Raw genomic sequence first — 17,926 nt, 5'->3', positions numbered from 1 at the left:
TCGCTCATCCGGCCGGGTGGCACGATGCCGGACTTTATCGGAGCAGGAGAAATGTCATGAGTAAACTACTGGATCGCTTTCGCTACTTTAAGCAGAAAGGCGAAACCTTTGCCAACGGCCACGGTCAGGTCTACAACAACAACCGTGACTGGGAAGACAGCTACCGTCAACGCTGGCAGTTCGACAAAATTGTCCGCTCCACCCACGGCGTGAATTGCACCGGCTCCTGCAGCTGGAAAATTTATGTCAAAAACGGTCTGGTGACCTGGGAAACCCAGCAGACCGATTATCCGCGTACCCGCCCGGATCTGCCGAACCATGAACCACGCGGCTGCCCGCGAGGCGCCAGCTACTCCTGGTATCTCTATAGCGCCAACCGTCTGAAGTACCCGCTGGCGCGTAAACGGCTGATTGCGTTGTGGCGCGAAGCACTGGCGCAGTTTCCCGACCCGGTGCAGGCCTGGGATAGCATCATGCAGGATCCGGCCAAAACCACCAGCTATAAAGCGGCGCGCGGCAAAGGCGGCTTTGTCCGCTCCAGCTGGAAAGAGCTGAATCAGCTCATCGCCGCCGCCAACGTCTGGACCATCAAACACTACGGCCCGGACCGTGTCGCCGGGTTCTCGCCGATCCCGGCGATGTCGATGGTCTCCTACGCGGCGGGTACCCGCTATTTATCCCTTATCGGCGGCACCTGCCTCAGCTTCTACGACTGGTACTGCGATCTGCCCCCGGCCTCGCCAATGACCTGGGGCGAGCAGACCGACGTGCCGGAATCCGCCGACTGGTACAACGCCAGCTACATTATCGCCTGGGGCTCCAACGTGCCGCAGACCCGGACCCCGGATGCCCACTTCTTCACCGAAGTACGCTACAAAGGCACCAAAACCATCGCCATCACCCCGGACTATTCGGAAGTGGCCAAACTGTGCGACCACTGGCTGGCGCCGAAGCAAGGTACCGACAGCGCGCTGGCGATGGCCATGGGCCACGTCATCCTCAAAGCCTTCCACCTTGATAACCCGAGCGATTACTTTCTTAACTACTGCCGCACCTATACCGACATGCCGATGCTGGTGATGCTTGAGCCGCGCGACGATGGCAGCTATGTGCCAGGCCGCATGCTGCGCGCCTCCGACCTGCTGGATGGACTGGGCGAAACGAATAACCCGGAATGGAAAACCGTCGCCTGCACCGCCGACGGCGAACTGGTGGCGCCAAACGGTTCCATCGGCTTTCGCTGGGGCGAAAAAGGGAAATGGAATCTCGAACCGCTGGCTGACGGCAAAACGGTGGAGCTCACGCTGTCTCTGCTGGATATTCGCGACAGCGTGGCGTCAGTCGCCTTCCCCTACTTCGGCGGCAATGAAAACCCGCATTTCCGCAGCGTGCCGCAGGCACCGGTAACCCTTCATCCGCTCCCGGTGAAACAGCTGACGCTGGCCAGTGGCGAAAGCGGCCTGGTGGTCAGCGTATATGACCTGATTCTGGCTAACTACGGCCTGGACCGAGGGCTTGATGATGTCAATGCGGCGAAAGATTTCGCCGAGGTTAAAGCCTATACCCCGGCGTGGGCGGAGCAGATCACCGGCGTGCCGCGCCAGCATATCGAACAAATCGCCCGCGAGTTCGCCGATACGGCGCATAAAACCCATGGCCGTTCGATGATTATCCTCGGCGCCGGGGTAAACCACTGGTACCACATGGATATGAACTACCGGGGGATGATTAACCTGCTGGTGTTCTGCGGCTGCGTCGGCCAGAGCGGCGGCGGTTGGTCGCACTATGTTGGTCAGGAGAAGCTGCGCCCACAGACTGGCTGGCTGCCGCTGGCGTTCGCGCTGGACTGGAACCGCCCGCCGCGGCAAATGAACAGCACCTCCTATTTCTACAATCACGCCAGCCAGTGGCGCTATGAAAAACTGACCGCGCAGGAGCTGTTGTCGCCGCTGGCCGACGCCAGCAAATTTAGCGGCAGCCTTATCGACTTCAACGTCCGCGCGGAACGGATGGGCTGGTTGCCTTCTGCACCACAGCTCAACGTCAACCCGCTGACCATCAAGCAGCAGGCCGAGGCCGCCGGGCTATCGCCCTCGGAGTTCACGGTGCGGTCGCTAAAATCCGGCGAGATCCGCTTTGCCGCCGAGCAGCCGGACAGCGGCAAAAACCATCCGCGGAACCTGTTTATCTGGCGCTCTAACCTGCTGGGATCGTCCGGTAAGGGGCATGAGTACATGTTGAAATACCTGCTCGGGACCGACAGCGGTATTCAGGGGGATGAACTGGGCGCCAGCGATGAGGTGAAACCTGAGGAGGTCGAGTGGCAGACGGCGGCTATCGAGGGCAAACTCGACCTGCTGGTGACGCTGGATTTCCGCATGTCCAGTACCTGTCTCTTTTCCGATATTGTTCTACCGACCGCCACCTGGTACGAAAAAGACGATATGAACACCTCGGATATGCATCCGTTTATCCACCCGCTTTCCGCCGCCGTCGACCCGGCGTGGGAGGCAAAGAGCGACTGGGAGATTTACAAAGATATCGCCAAATCCTTCTCGCAGGTCTGCGTCGGCCATCTCGGGAAAGAGACCGACGTGGTGCTGGTCCCGCTGCAGCATGACTCTCCGGCTGAGCTGGCGCAGCCGTTCGAGGTGCTTGACTGGCGCAAGGGCGAATGCGATCTGATCCCCGGGAAAACCGCTCCGTCGATTGCCCTGGTGGAGCGCGACTATCCCGCCACCTGGGAACGCTTCACCTCTCTCGGGCCGCTGCTCGATAAGCTTGGCAATGGCGGGAAAGGCATCTCGTGGAATACGCAAAGCGAAGTCGATTTCCTCGGCAAGCTTAACTACCTCAAGCAGGACGGTCCGGCCAAAGGCCGGCCGCGGATCGACAGCGCCATTGACGCCTCCGAAGTTATTCTCAGCCTCGCGCCGGAAACCAACGGCCAGGTGGCGGTGAAAGCCTGGCAGGCGCTGGGAGAATTTACCGGTCGCGACCACACTCATCTGGCGCTGAATAAAGAGGATGAGAAGATCCGCTTCCGCGATATTCAGGCGCAGCCGCGCAAGATCATCTCCAGCCCAACGTGGTCCGGACTGGAAAGCGAGCACGTCTCCTACAACGCCGGTTATACCAACGTGCACGAACTGATCCCGTGGCGCACCCTCTCCGGGCGGCAACAGCTGTATCAGGACCATCCGTGGATGCGGGCTTTTGGCGAAAGCCTGGTGGCTTATCGCCCGCCCATTGATACCCGCAGCGTCAGCCAGATGAAGGCCGTGCCGCCGAACGGTTTTCCGGAGAAAGCGCTGAACTTCCTGACCCCGCACCAGAAATGGGGGATCCACTCCACATACAGCGAAAACCTGCTGATGCTGACGCTGTCGCGCGGCGGGCCGATCGTCTGGCTCAGTGAAACTGACGCCAGAGAGCTGGGCATTGAAGATAACGACTGGATTGAAGCGTTCAACGCCAACGGCGCCCTCACCGCCCGGGCGGTGGTGAGCCAGCGCGTGCCGCCGGGGATGACCATGATGTATCACGCTCAGGAGCGGATTATGAATATCCCGGGTTCGGAAGTGACCGGCCGCCGCGGCGGCATTCATAACTCCGTCACCCGCGTTTGCCCGAAGCCGACGCACATGATCGGCGGCTACGCCCAGCTGGCCTATGGCTTTAACTACTACGGCACCGTCGGCTCCAACCGCGACGAGTTCATCATGATCCGCAAAATGAAAAATATTGCCTGGCTGGATGACGAAGGCCGCGATCAGGTACAGGAGGCGAAAAAATGAAAATCCGTTCTCAGGTTGGAATGGTGCTGAATCTGGACAAATGCATCGGCTGTCACACCTGCTCGGTCACCTGTAAAAACGTCTGGAGCAGCCGGGAGGGCATGGAGTACGCGTGGTTCAATAATGTGGAAACCAAACCGGGCATTGGCTACCCAAAAAACTGGGAAGACCAGGAGCAGTGGCAAGGCGGCTGGATCCGCGGCATCAGCGGTAAACTGACGCCCCGCCTCGGCAATCGGGTTAGCGTGCTGTCGAAGATATTCGCCAACCCGGTGCTGCCGGCGATTGACGATTACTACGAACCTTTCACCTACGATTACCAGCATCTGCACAACGCGCCGGAGGGAAAATATCTGCCTACCGCCCGCCCACGCTCGCTGATCAGCGGCGAGCGGATGGATAAAATTGACTGGGGCCCGAACTGGGAGGAACTGCTCGGCGGTGAGTTCGAGAAACGCGCCCGCGACCGTAACTTCGAAGCCATGCAGAAAGAGATGTACGGCCAGTTCGAAAACACCTTTATGATGTACCTCCCGCGCCTGTGCGAGCACTGCCTCAACCCGAGCTGCGTGGCCACCTGCCCGAGCGGCGCCATCTACAAGCGTGAGGAAGATGGCATCGTGCTGATAGACCAGGACAAATGCCGCGGCTGGCGGATGTGCATCAGCGGCTGTCCATATAAAAAAATCTACTTTAACTGGAAGAGCGGTAAGTCGGAAAAATGCATCTTCTGCTATCCGCGCATTGAGTCCGGGCAGCCAACGGTGTGCTCCGAAACCTGCGTCGGGCGCATCCGCTATCTCGGCGTCTTGCTGTATGACGCCGACCGTATCGAAGAGGCTGCCAGCGCCGAGCATGAAACCGACCTCTATGAGCGCCAGTGCGAGGTGTTCCTTAATCCAAACGATCCGGCGGTCATCGAGGAAGCGTTAAAACAAGGCATCCCCCACAATGTCATTGAGGCGGCGCAGAAATCGCCGGTCTATAAGCTGGCGATGGACTGGAAACTGGCCCTGCCGCTGCATCCGGAGTATCGCACCCTGCCGATGGTCTGGTATGTGCCGCCCCTGTCGCCGATCCAGTCGGTTGCCGACGCCGGCGGCCTGCCGAACAACGGCGCCATCCTGCCGGCGGTTGAGAGCCTGCGCATTCCGGTCCAGTACCTGGCGAACCTGTTGAGCGCCGGGGATACCGGGCCGGTATTGCGCGCGCTGAAACGAATGATGGCGATGCGCCACTACAAGCGCTCGCAAACCGTTGAGGGCGTGACCGATACCCGGGCAATTGAAGAGGTGGGACTCAGCGTTGAGCAGGTCGAAGAGATGTATCGCTATCTGGCGATCGCCAACTACGAAGACCGCTTCGTGATCCCCACCAGCCATCGCGAACTGGCGGAGGATGCCTTCCCGGAACGCAACGGCTGCGGCTTTACCTTCGGCGACGGCTGCCACGGGTCAGATACGAAATTCAACCTGTTTAACAGCCGGCGGATTGACGCCATCGACGTCAGCGGCGTGCGTAAGCATGGGGAGGGAGAGTGATGCGGATCCTGAAAGTGCTCGGTCTGCTGCTGGAGTATCCCGACGAGGTGCTGTGGGAGAACCGCGACGAAGCCCTGGCGCTGGTCAGCGCCGATATCCCTTCCCTGACGCCCTTTGTCGGGGAGCTGCTGGCGGCGCCGCTGTTGGATCGCCAGGCCGACTGGTGCGAGGTGTTCGAGCGAGGGCGCGCCACCTCGCTGCTGCTGTTTGAACATGTGCATGCTGAGTCCCGCGACCGTGGCCAGGCGATGGTGGACCTGATGAATCAGTATCAGCAGGCAGGTCTGCTGATCGATTGCCGTGAACTGCCCGACTATCTGCCGCTGTATCTGGAGTATCTCAGTATTTTACCCCTCGCCGACGCCCGCGAAGGGCTGCAGAATATCGCGCCGATTCTGGCGCTGATCGGCGGCCGCCTGAAGCAACGAGAATGCTCGTATTATCAACTGTTTGACGCCCTGCTGGAACTGGCAAAAAGCCCGCTCACCAGTGACAGTGTCACCAAACAGGTAGCTGGAGAAAAGCGCGACGATACCTGTCAGGCGCTGGACGAAGTGTGGGAAGAAGAGCAGGTGAAGTTTATTGAAGATAATGCGACCGCTTGCGACAGCTCGCCTATGCAAGCTTATCAACGACGCTTTAGCCAGGATGTGGCGCCGCTGTACGTCGACATCCGCGCCGGAGGCCCGAAATGATCCAGTATCTGAACGTCTTCTTTTACGATATCTACCCTTACCTTTGCGGCGCCGTGTTTCTGCTCGGCAGCTGGCTACGCTACGACTATGGGCAGTATACCTGGCGCGCGTCATCCAGCCAGATGCTGGATAAACGCGGGATGGTGCTATGGTCGAACTTGTTTCATATCGGCATTCTCGGCATTTTTTTCGGCCATCTCTTTGGCATGCTGACCCCGCACTGGGTCTACTCGTGGTTCCTGCCGATGTCGCAGAAGCAGCTGATGGCAATGATCCTCGGCGGCGTGTGCGGGGTGCTCACCCTGGTGGGCGGCATCGGTCTGCTGGCGCGCCGCCTGACCAACCCGCGCATTCGCGCCACCTCCACCACGGCAGATATTCTGATCCTGTGCATTTTGCTGATTCAGTGCGCGCTGGGGCTGACGACGATCCCCTTCTCCGCCCAGCATCCGGACGGCAGCGAAATGCTCAAGCTGGTGGACTGGGCGCAGGCGGTGGTCACCTTCCACGGCGGCGCCTCGGCGCATCTGGACGGCGTGGCCTGGATTTACCGCGTCCACCTGGTGCTGGGGATGACCATCTTCCTGATCTTCCCGTTCACCCGTCTGGTTCACGTCTGGAGCGCGCCGGTGGAGTATTTCACCCGCCGCTACCAGGTGGTGCGCTCCCGACGCTGAGCGCTGGCGGCTGTTATCATTCATCCTAACCGGTAGCCCGGACGCGGCCTTCGCGCGAGTCCGGGTAGTTATCGACCCGGCTCCAGCCGTTATGCCGGGCGGCGGCTGTCGCCTTACCCGGCCTACAGGGCCCTCTCACAGAGCTCATACCCCGTAGGCCCGCGCAAGCGCAGCGCCGCCGGGCAAGATATCAGGCGCGGTACCTGTAATTTCGCCGGGTGGCGGCTGTCGCCTTATCCGGCCTAAAGGGCGCTCTCACAGGCTCATACTCCGTAGGCCCGCGCAAGCGCAGCGCCGCCGGGCATGAGGAGATTTACTTCCCGGCTTCCGGATGGGTATCGAACGCCGCCATTACCGCCGCCAGCGCCGCTTCGCTGAAGCCATGTTTAGGATCGTCCACGCCGAGGCCGAAGCGGGTCTGCAGCCCTTCGTACAGCGCGGAGACATCGGCAAAATCGACCTTCTCCACCACGTGGTTATTCTCCCAGTGGGTAAAGTGGAAATTGGTGAGGGTCATTTTGCCGCCGTCAGGCAGATGACGGCACATCAGCAGGTGGTGACGGAAGTGTGACTGCGGCCAGTGCGCCGACCAGAAGTTACCCATCACATAATCAGACGCATACTGGCGGCCTAAATCGAAATGGTACATCGACTGCCAGTGTTCGTGATGGTTGAACTGCAGCGTCCACTCATCCCCTTCATGCACCAGACGATAGCTGCCGTGCGGCGTCTGCTGCGGGATATCGGCCAGCAGCTTGATCGGCGCGGTCAGCGTCTGGCCGCCGAAGCCAACGTCGGCTACCCAGCGCTCGCCCGCCACTTCCACCAGCAATAAACGGTGAGTGCGCGGCGGCATCTGCGGCGGATTGGCCAGCACCACCCGGCCAAGCAGGCTGCGAACGTTAAAGCCTATTTCGCGCAGCGCGCGCTCCAGCAGGCCATTTTGTTCAAAACAATACCCCCCGCGGCGGCCGGCGATCAGCTTCTCTTCCAGCGCCAGGTCGTCAAGATGGATCTCGCGCGGCAGCAGGACGTCGAGGTTTTCAAAGGGGATGGCGCTGTTATGCTGCAGATGCAGTTGGCGCAAGGTATCAATGGAAACATCAGGCTCGCCCGTCCAGCCCAGACGGGAAAAATAGGCGCGTAAAAAGGGACTCATCAGGGTCTCCAGCTGTAGGTGTCCGACATTTATAGCCTATTTTTCCGCGCCGACCCTCTTTTTTGTGCGCTTGCCGTTAACCGCGCGTGCTGCGCTGCATCAGCGCCAGCGCCGTCAGCATCAGGACCAGACCGGTCAACAGCGTCAGGCTGGCCATCGCCATGCCCTGACCAACGGATCCTTGTTCAAACTGGCGCCAGATAAACACCGCCACGGTCTGCGTGCCGGCGGGGGACAGCAGCAGCGAGGTCACCAGCTCCCGGGACGCCACCGCAAACACCATCAGCATCGCCGCCAGCAGCGCCGGAAAGACCAGCGGCAGGACAATCAACCGCAGCGCCCGCAGCGGCGACGCGCCGTGCACCCGGGCGGCGGGCTCAAGGTTCGGGCCCAGCTGGCGCAGCGCGCTGCCGACATAGCGCACTGGCCAGGGCAGCAGCAGGCAGCAATAGGAGAGCAGCAGCATCCACAGCGTGTTGTAGGGCGAGCGCGGCCAGAAGGGCTGATTCCACAGCAGGATCAATCCCACCCCCACCACCACGCCGGGCAGCGCCGCCGGCATCAGCGACAGCGCATCCACCACCCCGCGCCCTTTGATCTTCTGCACCATTACCAGCCAGGCGGCCAGCAGCCCCAGCGCGCCGACGATCAGCGCCGAACCTAACGCCAGCGACAGGCTGACGCCGAGGGCCGACAGGGCATCGCCCTGCTGGTCGAACAGCGCCGCGAAGTGACGCAGCGTGACATTCTCCAGGCTCACCCCGCCCGAGAGGGTGCCCATCAGGCTGGTGAGCATCATCGAGACGGCGGGGACCCCGACCGCCAGGCCGCCGACGGCCGCCATCACCAGCAGCGCAGGCAGCGTCATCCAGCCCAGCGACGCTCCGCGGTTTTCTCCCGGTTTACCGGTGACGCTGGTGACCTCCTTCTCCCCCACCAGCCGCGTTTGCAGCCACCAGGCGAACAACGCCACCGCCATCAGCAGCAGCGACAGCAGCGCAGCGCCGGTGAGATCCACCGGCCAGTCGGCCAGCTTTTTCTCAATGCCCACCGTCAGCATCACTACTCCCGCCCGACTGCCCAGCGCCGCCGGGACGCCAAACTCCTCGATGGCGAGAGTAAACGCCAGCAGCATCCCCGCCGCCAGCGCCGGGGAGAGCATCGGCAGCGTCACGTGCCAGAAGGCGCGCCAGGCGCTGGCGCCATGGACCCGGGCGACCATCGCCAGCCGTTGCCCGCTCGCCAGCAGGCTGCGGGAGATGGCAAAGTAAACCACCGGAAAAATATTAAAGGTCATCACCAGCACGATCCCGCTGCGGCTGAACAGCAGATCGTTTAGCTGCCAGCCGGTCAGCTGCTGCAGATAGCCCTGGCTTTGCAGAGCCAGCATCCACGAGAGCGCCGAGATATAGGGCGGCGTCAGAAAGGGGATCAAAAACAGCAGGTCCCACAGCCGGGGCAGCGGCAACGAAAACATACCGCGCAGAATACCGAGCGGCAGGCCGATCATCACGCTGGCCAGCGCCACGCCGCCGGCAATCCACAGCGTACCGCCGAGCATCGACGGCAGCTGGGGGTCGGCCAGCAGCGGCCAGACGCCGCCAAAGGCGTCATGGAGCGAACCGGCGCTAAAATGGGGGAAAATCGCCTGCAGCAGAATAAACAACAGCGGTAACGCGACCAGCAGCGTCAGGGCGGCAAGCGTCACGCCGGAAAGGAATTTTTGTTTCACAGCGGTTCCTGAAACGAAGCGTTCTCCGGCGGCCAGCGCCGGAGAACCGTGTCAATTAGTGGGCATACAGCTGACTGAAGCGGCTGAGGACGGCGCTACGCTCGCTACTCCCCTCGCCGCTGGTGGGCAAGACCTTCAGCGCGTCCAGCAGCGGGCGTTTGGCGGCCACATCGCGGCGAGCGGGCATCAGCCAGGCGTCGGCGACCCGCGCCTGACCTTCCGGCGACAGCACGTAATCGATAAAGGCTTTGGCCTCATCGGCATGCTGGCTGGTTTTGAGGATCATCATCGGGCGCGGGGCGATCACCGTCCCGCTGGCCGGGAAAATCACCTTCAGCGACTCGCCCTGCTGAATATTGCCGTAGGATACATAATCCACCGCGCCGAACACCGCCGCTTTCGCCCCCTGCATCACCGGCGTCACCGCCTGGGCGTTGGGGCCGCTGACCACCATGCCGTTCTTTTTCAGATCGTCAAACAGCTGCCAGGCCTGGTCGCCCATGCTGTTTTGCAGGCCAATCAACAGATCCAGCGACGCGCCGGAGAGCGACGGGTCGGGCGTGGTCACCTTGTCTTTAAACGCCGGCTGGGTGAGGTCGCGCCACTCTTTCGGCTCCGGAGTGCCGCTTTTGCTGTTCCAGACGATGCCAAGCGCCGAGACTCCCTGGGCGATATAGTCCGCCGATTTCAGATTAGCCGGTACCTTGTCGGCGTTGGCGCTGTGAAAAGGCAGCAACCAGCCCCGGTTGTGCAGATCCTCCGCGGTATCCCATGAAGCGGAGATCAGCACATCCGCCTGCGGGTTGGCCTGCTCGGCCTCCAGACGGGCCATCACTTTGCCGGTGGTAGCCTGAAAAACGGTCACCTTCACCCCGGTCTGTTGTTCAAAACCACTGGCCAGGCTTTTCGCCAGCGAGCCGGGGCCGGCGGTGTAAACGGTCAGCGCATGGGCGCTGGAGAGCATCATGGCGGAGAGAGCCATCGCGAGTACCACTCCTTTCTTAACGGTCATAACGGTGTTCATGCAACTTCCCCTGAGGTTGGCGTAACGGCGCGGACAGCGGCCACGCGGCCCGCGGATAAATGGACGATCCGATCGGCTAACAGGTCGGCTTCACGGCGGTCGTGGGTGACATACACGGCGGTGGTGCCGAGCTGTCGCAGCAGGCGGCTCATTTCGCCACACAGCGATTCGCGCAGTTCGCTGTCCAGGTTGGAGAGCGGCTCATCAAACAGCAGCACCCGCGGCGCGGCGACGATCGCCCGCGCCAGCGCCACCCGCTGCTGCTGGCCGCCGGAAAGGCCTGAAGGTTTACGTTCCGCAAAGCCGTCGAGGCCCACCCGCGCCAGCGCCTCGCTCACCCGGAGGTCGCGTTCGGCGCGGGCAACGCCGCGCATGCGCAGCGGAAAGGCGACGTTCTGCGCCACGCTCATATGCGGCCAGAGGGCGTAATCCTGGAAAACCATGCCGATATCGCGCTGTTCCGGGGGCAATCCCCATCCTGCGCGGGCGACCAGCCGATCGCCAAAGCGAATTTCACCGCTGGCCGGCACGCTCAGCCCGGCCAGAAGGCGCAGCAAGGTGCTTTTGCCGCAGCCGGACGGGCCCAGCAGCGCCACAATGCTGCCGGGTTCGATATGCAGCGAGAAGTCATCGAGAATGGGGGGCTCTGCGAAGGCGAATGAGACCGCCTGCAGAGTGATAGGGGTCAGCGCGCGCATTGTCGCCCTCCCTTGCGGGAAAGCAACCCCTGCCCGGCGGTCGACATCCGACGGGGCGCGCTCACCTGGGATAACATCAGGGGAGCCAACATATTGTGATCCTCTTTGGGACTTTGTGCTGGCGACTATAGTCAGACGAGATGACGTATTGATTACATTTTCATTGCGGCTTAACGTGTTACCTGCCAACCGACCCATTACTCAAGGAACGCCTATGAGCCGCTTTCGCCACGTGGAACTGCAGTATGCCAGCCGCCTGCTCAACCACGGCCCGACCATTTTGATCACCAGCTACGACGCGGCGTCCGACCGGCGCAACGTCATGGCCGCCGCCTGGTCGATGCCGGTGGAATTCGCCCCGCCGCGGGTGGCTATCGTGGTGGATAAAAGCACCTGGACGCGGGAAATCATCGAGCGCAACGGCACCTTCGGCATCGTGGTTCCCGGCGTGGCCGCCGCCAGCTGGACCTACGCGGTCGGCAGCGTCAGCGGCCGCGATGAAGACAAATTCAATGCTTACGGAATTCCGGTGGTGAGCGGCCCGGAACTGGGGCTGCCGCTGATCGAGGAGAAGTGTCTGGCATGGATGGAGTGCCGCCTGCTGCCGGCGACGGCGGCCCAGGAGCAGTACGATACGCTGTTTGGCGAAGTGGTTTCCGCCGCCGCCGATGAGCGCGCGTTTGTTACCGGACGCTGGCAGTTCGATGACGATAAGATCAATACCCTGCATCATCTGGGGACCGGCAATTTTGTCGCCAGCGGCCGCCACGTGCGGGCCAATACTCCGGAAGAGTAGCTCTCCTCGCCTCCGGGGCAATTCTTCACCACCCTGCGCGTCTCTCCCGGGGGCGGCGCGCAGCGCCTGCCCGGGCTACCGGGCCGCAGACCGCTGAGAACGCGTAGCCCAAACAGATGCGCAGCATCGCCTCCGGGAGGTGTACTAGCGCAGCAAACGCCGCCGGTCTTCGCTGGGAGTCAGGCCAAAAACCTTTTTATATAAAGTGGTAAAGTGATTACTGTTGGCAAAGCCGCATAGATAAGCCACTTCGGTAATCGTCATATCGGTCTCGCGTAATTTGACGCGCGCCGAAACTAATCGTAGACGCTTTAAATAATTATCCGGCGTCAATCCCGTCGCCTCTTTAATATGGCGAAAAGCGGTACGCGTGGTCAGATGGAATTTCTCCGCCAGCTGCTGCCAGTTATGATCTTCAAAACAGTGCTCCTGTAGCCAGGTCAGCAATTTATGCAGCTTATATTTAGTGGTGCTATATTCGGCTTCGGTTTCGGCATGCAGAATCGTCGTCACCAGCTGGAAAAACGCGGCTTCGCGCAGGGCAATATTTTGCCCCTGCCGCAGCTCGGCAGAAAATATCTTATCCACCAGTTCCTTGCAGATATGGCGGGTGTCCGGCGCCAGCCAACCGTAGCAGGACGCATTCTGCGCAGAGAAAGTCTGTAATAAAGTATCGAGAGGCTGTAAATAATGAAACCCTACCAACGGGTTAATCAGCACATTAATTAACTTAAGCGTCCCTAGCTCATCATAATAATGAACGTCACCCGGCTGAACGTAAAAAACGTCGCCCTGTTGAATATATAGTGGTCTGCCATTAATAACATGTAAACCGTGCCCTTCCTCAACGATCACCAGCTCAGCAAATTCATGACTATGTTCATGGCTATTATCTTCCGGATCGCTGGCGTACATGCCCAGCTTATCCTGCGGATGGGTGAAATAATACTCAACGGTCAACATCATCATCTATAAAGTCCAAAACGGCATACGGCGCAGAGGCAAGATAATGCATTTTCCCGACCGCCACGAGCAAGATTTTTGGAATTGTGATCGGCAACCCGCCCATCTCATTATCAGTGCCAATCTGGCAAATGCATTGGCATTGCCAGAGTGGTTGCCCCCGGGGCCGGCATCTTATGCTGCGGACAAATAAATACAGAGGACGCAGTATGTCACAGGCAATTCAGCATAATTCTCAGGTCTCGATGACCCGCCACCCGGATTTTCTACGCACCGCCGAGACGCTCCGGCCCGCGCTACGCCGCCAGGCGTACCCGCCGATCGCCGTGGTGGAAGCCCACGCCGACGCCACGGCGCTGTTTGGCTGGCGCGCCGAACCGGTAAGTTCCCCGGCCGCGTTTTACCAGCGCGAGCTGAGCAGCGGCGATAGCGTCATTATTGATTTTGGCAGCCACTTTGTTGGCTACCTGCATTTTCTCTGTCAGAGCGTCGGGAGCCCACCGGACGCTCCGGCCCATCTGCAGTTCACCTTCGGCGAAACGCTGAGCGAAGTGTGTGAGCCGTTCAGCGATTACCAGGGCTGGCTAAGCAGCAGCTGGCTGCAGCAGCAGGATCTGTGGCTTGATGTCCTGCCGGCCGAAGTTGATCTGCCGCGCCGCTACTGCTTCCGCTATCTGAAGGTGGAGGTCAAAGCCGTGTCGCGCAAGTTTCGTCTGCAGTTCAACCAGATTCAGGTGAATGCCGTTACCTCCGCCAGCGGCGCATGCCCGGCAGCGACAACCGCCGACCCGCAGCTCAAGGCCATCGACAGCGTTGCCGTTCTGACTCTGCAAAACTGCATGCAGGAGGTGTTTGAGGATGGCCCCAAACGCGACCGCCGCCTGTGGCTCGGCGATTTACGTTTGCAGGCGCTGGTGAACGATGTGACCTTCGCCCGTCACGATTTAGTACGCCGCTGCCTGTACCTTTTCGCCGGGCATACTCGTGAGGACGGTATGGTATCGGCCAACGTGTTCGTGCAGCCGGATGTCATTGCTGACGATACCTTTCTTTTTGATTATTCTCTGTTTTTTGTTGACGTTCTCTACAACTATCTGCAAAGCGCGGAGGATATTGCTACGGCCCGCGAGCTGTGGCCCACGGCCCGTCGTCAGATTGAACTGGCGTTAAAACGCTGCGACGCCTCCGGGGTTGTGCGCGATAGCGACGACTGGTGGGTGTTTATCGACTGGCAGGCATCGCTGAATAAACAGGCTGCAGCGCAGGGCGTGCTGATTTACTGCCTGCAACGCGCCGTCTGGCTGGCGGAGCGTTTCGAACCTGAGCTGGCCGTCCGCTATCGCCAGCGTTTACAGCAGCTTAAAGCTGCGGCCCTCGATGTCTTATGGGACGAGCAGCAAGGCTTCTACATCAGCGGCGGGCAGCGGCAGGTCTCATGGGCATCGCAAATCTGGCTGGTACTGGCGGAAGTCGGTACTCCTCAGCAGCGCCGGGAGATCATGCATAATCTGGAGCAAAATCCCCCCGCGATCGCCATGAACACGCCATACCTGCGTCACCACTATATTGCCGCTCTTCTGCAGTGCGGGCTGCGCGACGACGCTATTGCGCAGATCAAAGCCTACTGGGGAGCAATGGTCGACTACGGCGCCGATACCTTCTGGGAAATCTTCGACCCGGCGCATCCTGATTTTTCCCCTTATGGCAGCAAGCTGATAAACAGTTATTGCCATGCGTGGAGCTGCACCCCGGCCTGGTTTATTCGCCAGTACGGACTTTAACAACAACGATAAGCGAGTTTACTTTTATGGCAGAAACAACCTTTACCCTTTGGCGGCAGCGCCTTGGCTATGGCATCGCCGACCTCTCCTGCAACCTTGTGTGGCAGATGATCTCTCTTTATCTGATGTTCTTTTACACCGACGTGATGGGCCTGCCCGCTTATTACGTAGGCCTGATGTTCCTCGTGACGCGCCTGGTGGACGGCGTTGCCGACGTGCTAATGGGGCTGGTTATCGACAATACCGCCACCCGCTGGGGGCGCTGCCGTCCGTATCTGCTGATTGGCGCGATCCCCTTCGGACTGCTGTGTATTCTGGCCTTTTACGTGCCTGATTTCGGCACCACCGGTAAGCTGATCTACGCTTTTGTCACCTATCTGTGCCTGTCGTTTCTCTATACCCTCGTTAATATTCCATTCTGCGCCATGCTGCCGTTTCTGACGAACGACTCGCGGGAGCGCACGACGCTGTCGGCGGTACGTATTCTGCTCGGCTCGCTCGGCGCGACTATTGTCGCGGTCGCCACGCTGCCGCTGGTTGGCGCGCTGGGGAAAGGCAATCAGGAGCACGGCTTCTTCTATACTGCGGTGGTTTTCGGCGTTATTGCCACCTTTTTTCTGCTGGTGAGCTTCCGGAACGTTAAGGAAAATATCAGCATTACTCAGGAGCGCATGACCTTAAAACGCGCCTGGGTCAGCCTGCGCGCCAACCAACCATGGTTCGTCTTCGCCATCAATATTTTCCTGATGTGGGGCGCGTTTTTCTTCCAGACCGGGGCGCTGGTCTACTTCTTCCATTATTACGTCGGTAATAACGATCTCACGGCGATCGTCGCCGGGATCTCCACCTTCGTTCCTCTGCTGGGTACCCTCACCGTTCCGCTGCTCGCCAGCCGGATGAAAAAGCGCCACGTCTACCTGGTCGCCAGCGCGATCAACCTGGTCGGCATGGTCATGATGATGGCGGCAGGCGTTAACAGCTGGGGTCTGGTTGCCGGAGCGGTCGTACTCTCGCTTGGCGCCGGACAGCGCACGGCAATTTACTTCTCTATGCAAGCCGATCCGGTGGATTACGGAGTATGGAAAACCGGCATCAATACCGCCGGCATTTTAACCTCCATCAACGGCTTTCTTGGCAAGGTGGCTATGGCGGGCGCGGGAGCCATTACCGGGGTCCTGCTCTCATCCGGCGGTTATATCGCTAATCAGACGCAAAGCGACGGCGCGATGCTGGCGATAAAAGCCTGCTACCTCTATATCCCGGCGCTGCTGATTGTCGCCTCAATGCTGTGGATTGGTCGCTTCTACCGACTCGACGATCAGTACGAGCAGATCCGCGCCGACCTTGACGCTGGACGCCGTGCGCCGTCGAACCCATCGTCCGTTGCTGGAGAAAACCACGCCCTGTAAGGCGCAGCACCCCCTACATACCTCTGAAAAAATAAGGATTGATATGCGTATCTCTTTGATTAGCGCAGCGGTTTGCTGCGCCCTTTTTTCGGCTTACGGCGCGAGTGCGGCCCCGCTCACCGTCGAACAACGGCTAGCGCAGCTGGAGGCCCGGCTTAATCATGCGGAGCAGGAGGCCGGAGAGGCCAAACGTCGGGCGCAGCAGGCGGAGCTGCGCACCAGCGCCGCGGAACAACGCGCGGCGGCAGCGGAAAAGCAGGTGCAGACCCTCAGTCAGCGCACCGCAGCGACCGAGCAAAAGCAGCAGGCTGCTGACAAACAGCTGGCGAAAAGCAGCCTCAGCGATGGCTTCGAGTTCAACGCCTACGCGCGCTCCGGGATGCTGGTTGACAGTCATGGTAAAGGCGCGCGCGGCGGGCCGGGTATCTCCCCGGCCAGTTCGCTCAACGGCGATGCCCACGTTGGCCGTCTCGGCAACGAGAAAGATAACTACGTGGAGCTCAGCTTCGGCAAAAAAATGACCTTCAGCGACGGGTCATGGGCGCACTTTAAAACCATGCTTGCCGACGGGGCAACCAACCCGGATCCATGGGTACAGGATAACGACAGCCACCACCTGAACGTGCGTCAGCTGTACGTCGAGATGGGCAATTTTGCCGATTTTTCCGGGCCGTTCAGGAGCGCGTCCATCTGGGCGGGCAAGCGTTTCGACCGCGATAATTTCGATATCCACTTTACCGATAGCGATATTATGTTCCTCGGCGGTACCGGCGGCGGGATCAATGACGTGAAGTGGGGGGATACGCTGCGCGGCGATTACTCGGTCTATGCGCGTAACTTCGGCGATCTGGGTAGCGATAACTACCAGGATAACGATATACAGAACCTGATGTTCACCGCCAACCACTTCTGGAACAACTGGCAGCTGATGACCACGGCGATGACCGCCCAGGGCAATGATGATCTGAAAGATAATACCTCGACCACCGGCAGTTACGCTCTGCGCAGCGATAATACGGCGAAAAACGGCTACTACGCGATGCTGGCATATCACGACAAACAGCAATTCTATGGCCTCGCGCCGGGCGTATCTGAGAGCGCCCTGCAGTACGGCGGCGGGCTGGGCGCCGAGGCGCGCCAGCCCGGTAGCGATGGCGATCTTACCGAGAACGCTAAGTCCCTGCGTTTTGCGTCCTACGGCATTTTGCCGTTGGGGAAAAACTGGCAGCTTGCACCATCGGTTATCGCCCAGCATAGCGAAGATCGCTACCGCGATGGCGACCGCTACGATTGGGCAACCTTTAACCTGCGGGTTTCCCAAGGGATCACCCGCAACTTCGCCCTGCTATACGAAGCGTCCTGGCAATATATGGACCTGAATCCCAACGGCCGAACCTATCGCTATAATGACAACGTGTATCAATACCAGGCGGTGAGCGGCGATTTTTACAAGCTGACCTTCGCCCCGACGTTCAAAGTGGGCGATGTGTTTGATATCAAAGCGAGGCCGGAGATCCGTTTCTTTGTCACGTGGATGAACTGGGATAAAGACCTGGATCGCTATGCGATCAACGATGATTTCGGCAGTAAAGGCTTTACCGCCGGAGGAAACTGGAACTTTGGCGTGCAGACAGAGATTTGGTTTTAATAAAGT

13 protein-coding genes are annotated in these 17,926 nt (G+C 60.0%); 8 read left to right on the top strand and 5 right to left on the bottom strand.

Going from position 1 to position 17,926, the window contains the following annotated elements; genetic code table 11:
• Window positions 1-56 precede the first annotated feature (56 nt).
• From ABLV52_RS06480 to narI, 4 genes are read left to right on the top strand one after another with little or no spacing between them, the layout of a single operon-like run.
• Window positions 57-3,797 carry a nitrate reductase subunit alpha gene (locus ABLV52_RS06480; protein ID WP_044523471.1) on the top strand — a complete coding sequence of 1,247 codons (3,741 nt, stop codon included), beginning with the start codon at window positions 57-59 and terminating at the stop codon, window positions 3,795-3,797.
• A complete protein-coding gene (gene narH / locus ABLV52_RS06475) occupies window positions 3,794-5,338 on the top strand; it encodes a nitrate reductase subunit beta (protein ID WP_023289862.1) in 1,545 nt (514 codons plus the stop codon). The genes ABLV52_RS06480 and narH overlap by 4 nt, the downstream gene beginning before the upstream one ends.
• A complete protein-coding gene (gene narW / locus ABLV52_RS06470) occupies window positions 5,338-6,033 on the top strand; it encodes a nitrate reductase molybdenum cofactor assembly chaperone (RefSeq protein WP_032453024.1) in 696 nt (231 codons plus the stop codon). Before narH ends, narW begins: the two co-directional genes overlap by 1 nt.
• Entirely contained in the window at window positions 6,030-6,710 is a 681-nt protein-coding gene (gene narI / locus ABLV52_RS06465) for a respiratory nitrate reductase subunit gamma (RefSeq protein ID WP_023289864.1), read from the top strand. Before narW ends, narI begins: the two co-directional genes overlap by 4 nt.
• A 313-nt stretch (window positions 6,711-7,023) precedes the next feature.
• Here the strand turns inward: narI and nhoA are convergent, their stop codons facing one another.
• The 4 genes from nhoA to ABLV52_RS06445 form a co-directional block, all read right to left on the bottom strand.
• The gene (gene nhoA / locus ABLV52_RS06460) at window positions 7,024-7,869 is read right to left on the bottom strand and encodes an N-hydroxyarylamine O-acetyltransferase (protein WP_017900510.1); all 846 of its coding nucleotides are present in this window, start codon (window positions 7,867-7,869) and stop codon (window positions 7,024-7,026) included.
• A 76-nt stretch (window positions 7,870-7,945) separates the two neighbouring features.
• Window positions 7,946-9,601 carry an iron ABC transporter permease gene (locus tag ABLV52_RS06455; protein WP_348890180.1) on the bottom strand — a complete coding sequence of 552 codons (1,656 nt, stop codon included), beginning with the start codon at window positions 9,599-9,601 and terminating at the stop codon, window positions 7,946-7,948.
• Window positions 9,602-9,656: 55 nt separating this feature from the next.
• On the bottom strand, window positions 9,657-10,625 hold the full coding sequence (locus tag ABLV52_RS06450) for an ABC transporter substrate-binding protein (RefSeq protein WP_044523475.1): 969 nt from the start codon (window positions 10,623-10,625) through the stop codon (window positions 9,657-9,659).
• Window positions 10,622-11,323: an ABC transporter ATP-binding protein gene (locus tag ABLV52_RS06445; RefSeq protein ID WP_348890179.1), complete on the bottom strand. Its 702-nt coding sequence runs from the start codon at window positions 11,321-11,323 to the stop codon at window positions 10,622-10,624. The genes ABLV52_RS06450 and ABLV52_RS06445 overlap by 4 nt, the downstream gene beginning before the upstream one ends.
• A gap of 214 nt (window positions 11,324-11,537) precedes the next feature.
• Between ABLV52_RS06445 and ABLV52_RS06440 the strand changes: the two genes are divergently transcribed.
• Window positions 11,538-12,119 carry a flavin reductase family protein gene (locus ABLV52_RS06440; RefSeq protein WP_048297612.1) on the top strand — a complete coding sequence of 194 codons (582 nt, stop codon included), beginning with the start codon at window positions 11,538-11,540 and terminating at the stop codon, window positions 12,117-12,119.
• Between the two features lie 144 nt (window positions 12,120-12,263).
• Here the strand turns inward: ABLV52_RS06440 and ABLV52_RS06435 are convergent, their stop codons facing one another.
• The gene (locus ABLV52_RS06435) at window positions 12,264-13,088 is read right to left on the bottom strand and encodes a helix-turn-helix domain-containing protein (RefSeq protein ID WP_004101892.1); all 825 of its coding nucleotides are present in this window, start codon (window positions 13,086-13,088) and stop codon (window positions 12,264-12,266) included.
• A gap of 203 nt (window positions 13,089-13,291) precedes the next feature.
• Between ABLV52_RS06435 and ABLV52_RS06430 the strand changes: the two genes are divergently transcribed.
• Genes ABLV52_RS06430 through ABLV52_RS06420 form a run of 3 tightly spaced genes read left to right on the top strand, consistent with a single transcriptional unit; the run spans window position 13,292 to window position 17,920 of the window.
• Window positions 13,292-14,863, top strand: coding sequence for a sugar hydrolase (locus ABLV52_RS06430; RefSeq protein ID WP_348890178.1), 1,572 nt, complete (start codon window positions 13,292-13,294; stop codon window positions 14,861-14,863).
• 26 nt (window positions 14,864-14,889) lie between these two features.
• Window positions 14,890-16,272 (top strand): glycoside-pentoside-hexuronide (GPH):cation symporter, encoded by a 1,383-nt coding sequence (locus tag ABLV52_RS06425; RefSeq protein ID WP_348890177.1) that lies wholly within the window; start codon window positions 14,890-14,892, stop codon window positions 16,270-16,272.
• A 43-nt stretch (window positions 16,273-16,315) separates the two neighbouring features.
• A complete protein-coding gene (locus ABLV52_RS06420; RefSeq protein ID WP_117133729.1) occupies window positions 16,316-17,920 on the top strand; it encodes a carbohydrate porin in 1,605 nt (534 codons plus the stop codon).
• Window positions 17,921-17,926 lie beyond the last annotated feature (6 nt).

Origin of the sequence: Klebsiella sp. GB_Kp056, from assembly GCF_040064755.1 — a bacterium.
Classification (GTDB): Bacteria; Pseudomonadota; Gammaproteobacteria; order Enterobacterales; family Enterobacteriaceae; genus Klebsiella; species Klebsiella quasipneumoniae.
The sequence above is the reverse complement of the archived record's forward strand: the minus strand, read 5'-3'. Positions and strand labels throughout refer to the sequence as shown.